8 protein-coding genes are annotated in these 12,441 nt (G+C 35.0%); all 8 read right to left on the bottom strand.

The genetic code is table 11. The features are described from left to right. Positions 1-192 precede the first annotated feature (192 nt). Positions 193-1,650, bottom strand: coding sequence for a cardiolipin synthase (gene cls / locus BCR26_RS11285; protein WP_069699096.1), 1,458 nt, complete (start codon positions 1,648-1,650; stop codon positions 193-195). Between the two features lie 129 nt (positions 1,651-1,779). Further along, positions 1,780-2,721, bottom strand: coding sequence for a DUF1803 domain-containing protein (locus BCR26_RS11280; protein ID WP_069699095.1), 942 nt, complete (start codon positions 2,719-2,721; stop codon positions 1,780-1,782). Between the two features lie 66 nt (positions 2,722-2,787). Further along, on the bottom strand, positions 2,788-3,714 hold the full coding sequence (locus BCR26_RS11275; protein ID WP_069699094.1) for a manganese-dependent inorganic pyrophosphatase: 927 nt from the start codon (positions 3,712-3,714) through the stop codon (positions 2,788-2,790). A gap of 110 nt (positions 3,715-3,824) precedes the next feature. Continuing rightward, the gene (gene pflA, locus BCR26_RS11270) at positions 3,825-4,589 is read right to left on the bottom strand and encodes a pyruvate formate-lyase-activating protein (RefSeq protein ID WP_069699099.1); all 765 of its coding nucleotides are present in this window, start codon (positions 4,587-4,589) and stop codon (positions 3,825-3,827) included. Between the two features lie 105 nt (positions 4,590-4,694). Further along, positions 4,695-6,941, bottom strand: coding sequence for a formate C-acetyltransferase (pflB, locus tag BCR26_RS11265; RefSeq protein WP_069699093.1), 2,247 nt, complete (start codon positions 6,939-6,941; stop codon positions 4,695-4,697). Positions 6,942-7,224: 283 nt separating this feature from the next. Then, positions 7,225-9,699 (bottom strand): DNA topoisomerase IV subunit A, encoded by a 2,475-nt coding sequence (gene parC, locus BCR26_RS11260; RefSeq protein ID WP_069699092.1) that lies wholly within the window; start codon positions 9,697-9,699, stop codon positions 7,225-7,227. Between the two features lie 12 nt (positions 9,700-9,711). After that, positions 9,712-11,775 (bottom strand): DNA topoisomerase IV subunit B, encoded by a 2,064-nt coding sequence (parE, locus tag BCR26_RS11255; protein ID WP_069699091.1) that lies wholly within the window; start codon positions 11,773-11,775, stop codon positions 9,712-9,714. Between the two features lie 180 nt (positions 11,776-11,955). After that, positions 11,956-12,390: a CoA-binding protein gene (locus BCR26_RS11250; RefSeq protein WP_069699090.1), complete on the bottom strand. Its 435-nt coding sequence runs from the start codon at positions 12,388-12,390 to the stop codon at positions 11,956-11,958. Positions 12,391-12,441 lie beyond the last annotated feature (51 nt).

The raw sequence follows: 12,441 nt of genomic DNA, 5'->3' as shown, positions 1-12,441 counted from the left end.
TACAGCTCGTTTGACGCCAGTTAGGAATGAAATCGGCTCGTTTCTTGCCGAGTTGCTTCCGGCTAGCTGCCTCTTCGTTGATAGTTGATCCCTCTTGCTTTTTAAACGGAACATTCTCTTTTTTTAGAAATCAAAAAAGTGAGGCAACAATCAGATGTATTTCTGACTATTGTCCCACTCTCTTTCTTTATTTTATAGTACTGGGGATAATAATCGTGAAAAATTTTGCTTAAATCTCAACCATTTTGATTGATTGTTAATTATCTCATCGGTCAATAAAATACTTTGTATCATATCTTTTTCGAAAATTTGTGCTAATTTCCAAGAAAACATTGTATCATATATAAACGTACTTACTTCGAAATTTAACGCGTAGCTTCGAATATCTTGATTAGTTGTTCCTACCATACAAATCTCTTTGTCGATAATCATTGTTTTTGCATGTAAAAAGCCATTTTGATAATTGTAAATCTTTACCCCTCTCTTGTGAAGGTAATTCGCGTAATATTGTGTAGCACGATAGATGAATGGATGATCTGGCATACAAGGAATCATAATGCGAACATCGATTCCGGATCTCACAGCAATTAATAACGCATTAATCATACTTTCATCTGGAATAAGATATGGAGTTTGAATCCAGACTGATTTTTCAGCAGATAAAATCATTTTTATAAATCCGCTCTTCAAAATTTCTTCTTCAGTATTTGGCCCATCTGAAACTACTTGCAAAGCTAAATCATCTAATTCGTCATCCAATGCAAATTGAAAATATTTGTCCATGTAAGTCATGCGATGTGCTGCTTCAGCAGAGGCGTTCCAATCCATAATAAATATTTCTTGTAGAGAAAAAACTGCGGTTCCAACCACACGAATATGCGTGTCTCGCCAATAACCAAATTTCTGATTTTCTCCTAAATATTGATCCCCTACATTAAAACCACCTGTCCAACCAATTTTTCCGTCTATAACAACGATTTTTCGATGTAAATGATAATTCAAACGTGTTTTACTAATCATATTTTTTGAAGTAATAAAAGGACTTACCTTTCCACCTAAAGCAATAAAATTGGCAAAAAACTTTTTATTTGTACCAGGAGAACCCCAGGGGTCATAGATTAAATGAACCGATAGTCCTTCCTTGAGTTTCTCCTCTAAAAGACGTAAAAATCGATTCCCAATTCGATCATTAAAAAAAGAATAATATTCAACATGGATGCTTTCCTTTGCTTGTTGAATATCTTTAAATAGTGCTTCAAACTTTTCTTTCCCGTCAGTATAGAGTTCTATACTATTTCTTTTACATAAGGGAGATTCATCCATATTGCGAAAATATTTGTTCAATACTCGAGCATCAGTTAGCAAATTGATATCAATACCTTGAGCTGACTTTTGGTTGTCCCACTCTACCCTTTTTCTTATTTGACGGATAGATTCTTTCTCTTCAGCAGTGATTTTAAATACTTTTTGGCCATTAATTCCTCGCCCGCAAAAAATATAGATTAAAAATCCAATTCCAGGTAAAAATACTAATGTCATTATCCAAGCGAAAATACTTGCGATACTTCGTTGTTTTCTGAATACTGTAATAAGTGCTACAGTTGTATTTAAAACTAAAAGAAATAGTAATACTAAGATGAAAATAGTCATGCAGTAATTCTCTCCTCCGGTTAATAAGCAATAGGCTAATTATAACAAAGATACTTTTTATCTCCAACTGAAACCTTAAGCTTCACATACAAAAAAAGATTCTAACCTTGTTAACATAATAAAATTATACTAAACAAGGTTTTTTATATAAGATATTGAGCCTTGATTTTTCAGTAAAATTTGGAATATTTCTCGATACAAGTATTTTTTAATTAGTATTGTCTGAGTTATTGATGTTTCAGATTGTTTAGTTATATCTTCCAATAGCAACGACACAATAGCCTTTCCTTCTGACAAATCAAGTTGGTTTCCAGCAGAGACTAATGAAGTCGCTAATTCCAACTGATCTGTTTTGCTGATCGACACATCCCCAGAAAAAATAAGTGATTCTTGGAAAATATTTCGTTTGGTTGACACTTTTCTATTTTTATCAGCATTTCTGATGATTCTTTTTGCTTGCGAAATATAATAATTAATGTCAACATCTCCAATAAGTTCATGTAAGGGCTGAAACGCTGTTGGGATTTGGTTAGTTTTTAGGATTGAAAAATATGTTGCTAAATCTGTTGGCAGAATATTCTCATTCTGAATAGAAACAAACTGAAACTCATGATTTCCTATTTCGATTTTCTTATAAAAGAAACGGTCATCCTCTACCTCTCTTTCAATTCCAAAAAAATAATTAACTTCTTGAGGGAAAAATTTCTCCCAAAGCCATTCTCCTAAAAAAATAGACATTTCTGTTTGATTAATTGTTTTGCTGAAATCAAGAAGCGAATCAATGTTTTGTTGGCTGATTAATGTTGTGGTGTTGTTTGCATCATAAATTGGAATTAATAGTTTATAGCGACGTTCATTTCTCTCAACAAGGTTATAGGTTATCATCTTTTCTAAAATATATTCGATATTTTCATCGCTAACTACAGCTTCTTTTAATCGTCGTAACAAAACGGGTTCTTCATTCTGAAGTCTAAAAAAATCAATGATTTTTTGAAATAAAGGACTCTTTACCAATTCGTTTAACTGTTGTTCATTTTTGTCTGTATGAAAATAGTAATCAATCCTTTTCACTTTTACACTCAACTTTCTTTTTATAAAAAATTTGAAATATAAAAAGTCGGCCAAAGCCGACTTTTTTTAACTAAATGCTTCTGTTAGTTGTGGGACAACTTGCTTTTTACGAGAGACAACGCCTTCTAAATAAGCTCGATTATTTGTTAATTTTACGCCAAAAGCTTTTTCAACCTTATCGATAGAATCTCCAATGACTAATAATTCGGAGTCACTATCTAGGATATTGGTGATAATTAACACAAACAAATCATAGCTATTTGCCTTATTTTCTGCAAGCATCGCCGCTTCTAACTCATCTTGACGGTTTAGCACTTCATTTAAGTCAACTGTATTGACTTGAGCAATCCGAACATTTTTGTCTCCTAAAGGGAAACTTTTTGCATCTAAATCAAGTAATGTCTCAGCTGTTTTATCAGATAAATTAGTTCCAGCCTTTAATAGGTCTAATCCATAGCCAGTTAAATTAATCTCTGCAATATCAGCCAAAGCATTTGCAGCCTCTACATCATCTTCAGTACATGTTGGAGATTTAAATAGTAATGTGTCGGAAATGATTGCAGAAACCATCATACCGGCAATATTTAGCGGAATTGTGATATTATTCTCTTTAAACATTTTATAAATAATCGTACTTGTGCAACCAACTGGTTCAGCACGATAATATAATGGATCTCCTGTCTCAAAATTCGCAATTCTATGGTGGTCAACAACTGATAAAATCGTTAATTCTTTGATATCTGAGATACTTTGTTGGAATTCATTGTGATCAACAAGCATGACTTCTTTGGTTTCATTTAAAGCGCTGGAAACAATACGTGGTGCATCAACGTTGAAATAGTCTAATGCATATTGTGTTTCCTCACTTGGCGTTCCTAATGCAACCGCCTCGGTATTTTTTCCAAGCTCTTTTTGTAAATAAGCAAAACTGATTGCTGCACCAATTGCATCAGTATCAGGATTTTGATGTCCAAAAACAAGAATTTTTGACATAGTATTCACTCCTTCTCTTCTCTAACAACTCATACGTTGCTTCAGTATTAATAATAACAAAAAATAGAAAAGAAACAACAAAAAAATTGCGCTTTTCCATTTTTCTCTATTTATCTAGTTAAATAGCCTTTATAGTCATTGACGTGAAGTAATTTTTTAGCATTAGCTACTCTATCTTCGGTAGGAGGTTTAATTCCTTCTAGAGGGTATTCTAAACCTAATTCATCCCATTTGTATTTCCCCATGACATGATAAGGAAGCACTTCTACTTTATCAACATTGTTTAAAGTTTTTATAAAATCATCTAAACGAATTAAATAGTCATCATAGTCACTTCTTTCAGGGACTAAAACATGACGAATCCAAACTGGTTTCTGAATATCAGATAGGTACTTTGCCATTTCTAAAATATTTTCGTTGTCTAAAGTAGTCAGTAATTTATGTTGCTCATTGTCAATATGTTTAATGTCAAAAAGTAACAAATCTGTATATTTCATTAACTCTTCAAATTGACTGAAAAAAGGTTCTTCTCTTGTAAAGGGCTTTCCACATGTGTCTATGGTAGTATGGATCCCTTGTTCTTTGGCTTTTTTGAAAAGGTTTATCAGAAAATCTAATTGTAGTAAAGGTTCGCCACCACTAACTGTAATTCCACCTTTTTCACCCCAATAAGAACGGTATCTTAATGCCTCAGATAGAACTTCATCTGGAGTCACTTCTTTTCCGCCAGAACCAATTTTCCATGTGTCAGGATTATGACAAAACTGGCATCTCATACGACATCCTTGTGTAAAAACAATAAAACGAACCCCTGGTCCATCCACCGTTCCAAAATTTTCTGTAGAATGTATTCTACCTTTTATAGGTTCTGTCACTTCTATCCCATCCTTTGTGATAAAAAACGAATCACTAAATAGCCCTTCGATTTTTTTATTTAGAAAAAGGGATGACTTTTCAGCCACCCCTTCATTAAGCACTAATTATAGTCTGTCATGTGAAGTTCTTGAAATAACGTCTGCTTGTTGCTCAGGAGATAAATCACGGAATTTCACAGCGTATCCAGAGACACGGATTGTTAAGTTAGGGTATTTTTCTGGATGAGCTTGAGCATCCAATAGCAACTCATTAGTAAATACGTTAACGTTTAAGTGGTAACCACCCTTATCGAAGTAACCGTCCATTACGTTACGCAGGTTGTTGATTCTAGTTTCATCATCTTTACCTAAACCATTAGGATTGATTGTTTGAGTGTTAGAAATACCATCTAATGCTGAAGTATATTCTAATCTAGCTGTTGAGTTAAGAGAAGCTAATAAGCCGTTCTTTTCTCCTAAGAATTTACCATCTTGATAACTTGGGTTTGCTCCAGGTGCAAGAGGTTTACCAGCTCTACGTCCATCTGGTGTGTTACCAGTTGCTTTACCATAAACCACATTTGAAGTAATTGTCAATAATGAAGTTGTTGGTCTAGAGTTACGGTACGTATGTTGACGTTTAATTTGAGTCATGAAGTAGTCAAGAATCCAGTTTGCCATGCCATCTGCTTCTTCATTGTCATTTCCATAAGTTGGGAATTCTTTTGTTGGTTTGTAGTCAATAGCCATGCCATCTTCGTCACGGATTACTTCTACTTCACCATATTTAATTGCCATAATACTATCTGCAGCATGAGAAATCCCAGCGATTCCTGTTGCAAAAGTACGCTTCAAATCGCTATCCATCAAAGCTAATTGAGGTGCTTCAAACGCATATTTATCATGCATGTAATGGATAACATTCAATGTATTAACATATAATTCTGCTAACCAGTCCATGATGTCTTTGTATTTTTCGATAAATTCGTAGTAATCTAGTTTGTCGCCAGTCATTGGACGGAATTTAGGCCCTACTTGCATTTTAGTTTTTTCATCTACTCCACCGTTAATAGCGTAAAGAACAGCTTTCGCTAAGTTGGCACGAGCACCGAAGAATTGCATGTCTTTACCAATAACAGTTGAAGAAACACAACAAGCGATTGCACAATCATCTGAACCCCAGTTTGCACGTAATAAATCATCATTTTCAAATTGGATAGAAGAACTTTCTTTTGCGATTTTAGAAGAATATGTTCTAAATCCTAATGGTAAATGAGATGAATAAAGTACAGTTAAATTTGGTTCTGGAGATGGTCCCATATTTGTTAATGTGTGTAAAATACGGAAATCATTTTTCGTTACTAATGAACGTCCATCTAAGCCCATACCAGCAATTGATAATGTTGCCCAGATTGGGTATCCAGAGAATAATTGGTTGTATTCAGGAGTACGTGCAAATTTAACCATACGAAGTTTCATGATTAAATGGTCAATCATTTCTTGTGCTTCAAATTCAGTAATAACGCCTGCTTCTAAATCACGTTGAATGTAAATGTCTAGGAACGCAGAAATACGTCCGATTGACATTGCAGCGCCATTTTGAGATTTGATTGCTCCTAAGTAACCAAAGTATAACCATTGGATGGCTTCTTTTGCGTTTTTAGCTGGTTGTGAAATATCAAATCCGTAAGAAGCGGCCATTTTTTTCAAGTCAGCTAATGCTCTATATTGCTCAGCAAGTTCTTCTCTTAAGCGGATAACGTCATCAGTCATTACTTTGTTACCAGTATTGTCATGATCTTTTTTCTTTTGTTCCATTAAGAAATCAATACCATACAAAGCAACACGACGATAGTCACCAATAATACGGCCACGACCATAAGCATCTGGAAGCCCTGTAATAATTTTATTTTTACGAGCTAAACGCATTTCATTTGTATAAGCATCGAATACACCTTGGTTATGTGTTTTTCTCCAATCAGTGAAGATTTTTGCCATTTCAGCATCTGGTTCATATCCATTTGATGTTAATGCGTTGTTTGCCATGTTTATACCACCAAATGGCATAAATGCTTGTTTCAAAGGAACGTCTGTTTGCAAACCGACAATTGTTTCTTCTTCTTTAATTAAGTATCCAGGTTCATGAGAAGTAATTGTTGCAGGGATGCTTGTGTCCATGTCATACACACCATTTTTCTCATGTTGTACTTCAAATAATTCTTGTAACTTCGTCCATAATTTATCTGTACTTGGTGCAATCGGTTCTAAGAAACTATCATCACCTGTATATTCAGTGTAGTTTCTTTGGATGAAATCACGAGTGTTAACTGAAGTTTTCCATTGTTCGCCTTTAAAGCCTTTCCATTGTTCCATAGTTTGCCTCCTTGAATTAGCTGTATTTCACTGTAACAGCTTTATGTGATTAGTATAACACATCACTATTTTATTGCAAGACTTTCAATGCTGTTTTTTTAACTTATTAAGAAAAAATAGCGCTTTATATTCTTAAAACGCCTATTTATAAAGGTTTTTTGTTTGTGATTTTTTTATCTAATCACTATTAATCTAATTGAGAAAATGTCATTTCTGTATTAAAAAAGCCGCAAACTGTACTAATACAGATTGCGGCTTTTTTAATTATATAGTACAGAAAGAGCTATTGTTCTTTAAATTGTGAGCTTGCTTGACTGATAACTGCAGGATGCATTTCATGAACTTCTAAAATTTCACCATCTTGCTTTTCATCTGTAATAAAGGAACCGTTTGATGTCCGATCGCTAACAGGGTGATCTTTAGAGTGGATAACCAGTTGCTTCCCACTTTGTGTAGTGACTAGCAACTCCATATCGCTACTTTCAGACATAAAGCTAACACGATGCGGATTCTTTTTCAATTCTCTTAGAACCATCAAGCCTCGTTTAGCACGTCCAAGTTGAGTAATTTCTTGAGCCAACATCCGTTTTATGCTTCCTCGTTGGGTCAATATTACAATTGGAGTATCTCCTTCATTGAATACTAATAGACCATTGACAACAAAATCTTGCTCTTTTAAGTTCATCGCTTTTACTCCGGCAGCTTTCGCTCCTACAACAGGAACTTCTTCTAACGGATAGCGAAGACCAAAACCTCTATGACTGACTAAGAAAACATCTAACTGTTCTTGATCGTTTGTTAAATAGACATTAACAATTTCATCTGTATCTGATTTCAATTTCATACAATTGGTTGGACGACTCTTATAGGTACGCCATGGTTCGAAATCAGACATTTTTGTTTGTTTAATCATGCCTTCTTTTGTGATAAAAACAAAGGTTTTGTTGAAGGCAATTTCTTTATAGGTATGCACTGCGATAATAGACTCATCGATGGATAGATTTAAAATAGTTTGTGAAATATGTTCACCAATTTCTTTCCACTTTAAATCTGGTAGTTCATGAATCGGTCGATAGATGACATTGGCTTTATTTGTGATGAGTAAAATATGATCCAATGTATTGACTTCTCCTGTGTATAGTAGAAAATCGCCATCTTTCATTCCGACTTCTTCTGGTTTTGATGCACTATATGATCTTAAACTGCTACGTTTGATGTAACCTTCGTGTGTGACTGTTACTACGACATCTTCTTGAGCAACTAACACTTCTGTCTCAATTTTTATTTCTTGAATTTCGGCTTCAATTTGTGTTAATCGATTGTTTCCATATTGTTTTTTGACTTCACGTAATTCTTTTTTGATAACACTTAGTAGTTCTTTTTCATCGCTCAAGATTGTTGTTAAAGCCGTTATTTGTCCTTCTAGTTCTTTGGCTTCTTTTTCAAGTTGAGTAATATCTGTATTTGTTAAGCGATACAATTGTAAAGTGACGATTGCTTCAGCTTGTTCTTCAGTAAATGCGTAGGCTTTAACTAAATTCATTTTAGCATCTTTTTTATCTTTACTATTTCGAATAGTTGCAATAACTTTATCTAAAATTGAAAGAGCTTTAATTAAGCCGGCAACAATATGCTGGCGCTTTCTGGCTTTATTTAGTTCAAATTGACTACGGTTTGTAATGACTTGCTTTCTGTGAACAATATAACTATCCAGAATACGTTTTAAACCAACTTGTTGGGGTGTTTGATTGTCAATAGCGACCATATTAAAGTTATAGTTGATTTGTAGTTCAGTGTTTTTGAAAAGATAATTGAGAATTCCTTCTGCATTGGCATCTTTTTTTAGTTCCACAACAATTTGTAGACCCGTACGGTCACTTTCGTCACGTACTTCAGCAATTCCATCAATTTTTTTGTTTAAACGGACTTCATCCATTTTTTTAACTAAGGTTGCTTTATTGACTTCATAAGGGATTTCTGAAATGACTATTTGTTGCTTCCCACCCTTTAACGGCTCAATTCGGGTACAAGAACGTAAGATTACTTTTCCTCTACCTGTTTCATAAGCTTTTTTTATTTCATCTTTCCCTTGTAAAATCCCTCCAGTTGGAAAATCTGGACCAGGGATATATTCCATCAGTTTATCTAAAGAAGCATTGGGGTGATCAATTAGGTAGATAGTCCCGTCAATAATCTCGGCTAGGTTGTGTGTAGGAATCTCGGTTGCGTACCCTGCTGAAATACCTGTTGATCCATTAACCAAAAGATTAGGGAATTTTGCAGGTAAAACGGTGGGTTCTTTTTCTGTGTCATCAAAGTTCCAAACAAAATCGACGGTTTCCTTTTCAATATCTTTCAGAATCTCGCCACTCAGTTCAGACAAGCGTGCTTCTGTATAACGCATTGCTGCTGGCGGATCACCGTCCATACTTCCGTTATTTCCATGCATTTCAATCAGAACTTCACGAAGTTTCCAATCTTGGCTTAAGCGGACCATAGCTTCATAAATACTACTATCCCCATGAGGGTGATAATTCCCCATAATGTTCCCTACCGATTTGGCTGACTTTCTAAATCCTTTATCAAAGGTGTTTCCATCTTTATTCATTGAATATAAAATTCTTCTTTGAACAGGTTTCAAACCATCACGAATGTCAGGTAGGGCCCGTTCTTGAATAATATATTTAGAATACCTTCCGAAACGGTCACCCATTACATCTTCAAGGGTCAACTCTTGAATTTCTTGGCGTTTTTCCATTCTTGTCTCTCCCTACTCTAAATCAAATAAACTGATTTCTATTGTATCATTTTGCTCAGTTTCAACTTTTTTTTCTTCATCTAAAATATCATTGGAAGTAGTTGGGGCTATTTCGGATTCGCCATCTTTTCGGTCTAAAATACTCCCCTCTTCTTCCAACGTAAATTGGACATGCTTTTCAATCCATTTTCTGCGGGGTTCAACTTTATCGCCCATTAATGTTGTTACTCGACGTTCAGCTTTTGCTGCATCATCAATAAACACACGAATTAAGGTACGAGTGTCAGGATCCATTGTTGTTTCCCAAAGCTGATCAGCATTCATTTCCCCCAACCCTTTGTATCGTTGGAGCATATAGCCTTTGCCAATTTTATCAGTAGCTTCTCCCAATTCTTCGTCTGTCCAAGCGTATTCAACGGTTGCTTTTTTACCAATTCCTTTTGATACCTTATAAAGGGGTGGCAAAGCAATGTAAACTTTTCCTGCTTCAATCAGAGGCTTCATATAGCGATAGAAAAAGGTTAATAGAAGTACTTGAATATGTGCTCCATCGGTATCCGCATCGGTCATGATAATTACTTTATCGTAGTTACAATCTTCAATTGTAAATTCTGGACCAACACCTGCTCCAATGGTATAAATCATGGTATTAATTTCTTCGTTTTTTAAGATGTCTTGCATTTTTGCTTTTTCAGTATTTAAGACTTTTCCTCGTAAAGGTAAAATCGCTTGGAATTTGCGATCTCGTCCTTGTTTAGCTGATCCGCCGGCTGAATCTCCTTCGACTAAATATAATTCATTCTTTTTAGGATTACGGGATTGTGCGGGTGTTAATTTTCCTGATAGTAGAGATTCGCCCTTTTTACGTTTTTTTCCGTTACGGCTTTCTTCTCTCGCTTTACGAGCAGCTTCTCTTGCTTCTCTCGCTTTGACAGCTTTGCGAATCAACATCTGACTCATTTCGCTATTTTCTTGTAAATAGAAGCCCATTTGCTCGCCGACAACGGCATCTACGATATTTCTAGCTAGCGGTGTACCAAGTTTTTCCTTTGTTTGTCCTTCAAATTGTAAAAGATGTTCAGGAACTCGGATAGATAGAACTGCTGCCAATCCTTCACGGAAATCACTTCCCTCTAGGTTCTTATCTTTTTCTTTCAGTAATCCTACTTTACGAGCATACTCATTGTAAGCTTTGGTCATGGAAGTTTTCATTCCTACTTCATGAGTACCACCATCTTTAGTTCGGACGTTATTAACAAATGACAAAACATTTTCTGAGTAGCCATCATTGTATTGGTAAGATAATTCAACTTCAATACCTTCTTTTTCACCTGAAAAATAAACGACAGGTGTTAAAGTATCCTTCTCTTCATTTAAGTAAGCGACAAATTCTTTGATTCCTTCTTCGTAGTGAAACGTCTCCTCTAAAGGTTCTTCTCCTCTATAATCAGCTAACTTAATTTTTACACCTCTTAATAGAAAAGCTGATTCACGCAATCGCTCTGCTAAGGTTTCATAAGAAAAGTGAATTGTTGAAAAAATAGTGTCATCTGGAAGGAATGTAACGGTTGTACCGTTCTTTTTATTGGTTTTACCAATTTTTTTCAAAGTTCCTACAGGTTTACCACCATTTTCAAAGCGTTGAACATATTCTTTACCATCACGAACGATATGGACTTCCAACCAACTGGATAAAGCATTAACAACACTGGCTCCAACACCATGCAGACCACCAGATGTTTTATACCCACCTTGTCCGAACTTACCACCAGCGTGAAGAACAGTGAAAATCACTTCAACCGTAGGGATGCCGGAAGCGTGCATTCCTACAGGCATTCCTCTTCCAGAATCCATAATTTTGATGCTGTTATCTTTTTGAATAGTGACTGAAATTTCATTTCCGTATCCTGACAAGGCTTCATCTACAGCATTATCAACGATTTCATAGACTAGATGATGTAATCCTCGGCTATCTGTTGATCCGATATACATCCCAGGTCTTTTTCTAACTGCTTCCAATCCTTCTAATACTTGGATGGAGGCGTCATTATACTCATTTTTTACTTTTTTTACCAAAGAAAAAACTCCTTATCTTGGATTATCGTGGCTAAACCACATCATTACAATGATACTCTAAAAACTCTCAAAAAAAAAGAGCTTTCCATTTTAGGTGCTCCTTTTCAAGTGTAACTGACCAATCAAGCCTATCATCTATATACATTAGACTTGCTTGTGAATAGTGCTCTTTATCTATAGCTAACTGATGTCATCCAACATATCCGCTAATTCTATTTTTATGCAACGATTCATTATAATATCATTTCTTCCAGCATTTTTCAATATTTTTTCAGCTTCTTCACTCTCTAGGCCTAATTGAGCCCAGAAAACTTTGGCATTTGTTTTAAGAAAGGCTTCAGCTACTTCAGGAAGAAATTCACTTCGACGAAAAATATTTACAATATCGATTTCTCCAGGGATATCTTCTAGTTTGCCATATACTTTTTTACCCAAAATTTGTTCTCCTTCTAACACAGGATTAACAGGAATAATTTGATAGCCATTTTTTCTTAATAATTTAGCGATTTGATAACTAGTTCTATCTTCTTTGTTACTAAGTCCAATAATTGCTATTCGTTTAGCATCTTTTAAATACTGAAAAATTTTCTCTTGTTCTGGATTTTGAAAAGTCATGATGTTCGTCCTTTCGATTTGTTTATCTATTTAATGATTGTCCACTGTTTC

Source organism: Enterococcus rivorum, from assembly GCF_001742285.1.
Taxonomy (GTDB): Bacteria; Bacillota; Bacilli; order Lactobacillales; family Enterococcaceae; genus Enterococcus_L; species Enterococcus_L rivorum.
The sequence above is the reverse complement of the archived record's forward strand: the minus strand, read 5'-3'. Positions and strand labels throughout refer to the sequence as shown.

What these genes read in the sequence shown, in the direction of transcription:
- cls (WP_069699096.1), bottom strand. Translation starts at nt 1,650, where the DNA reads ATGACTATTTTCATCTTAGTATTACTATTTCTTTTAGTTTTAAATACA.
- BCR26_RS11275 (WP_069699094.1), bottom strand. Translation starts at nt 3,714, where the DNA reads ATGTCAAAAATTCTTGTTTTTGGACATCAAAATCCTGATACTGATGCA.
- pflB (WP_069699093.1), bottom strand. Translation starts at nt 6,941, where the DNA reads ATGGAACAATGGAAAGGCTTTAAAGGCGAACAATGGAAAACTTCAGTT.
- parC (WP_069699092.1), bottom strand. Translation starts at nt 9,699, where the DNA reads ATGGAAAAACGCCAAGAAATTCAAGAGTTGACCCTTGAAGATGTAATG.
- BCR26_RS11250 (WP_069699090.1), bottom strand. Translation starts at nt 12,390, where the DNA reads ATGACTTTTCAAAATCCAGAACAAGAGAAAATTTTTCAGTATTTAAAA.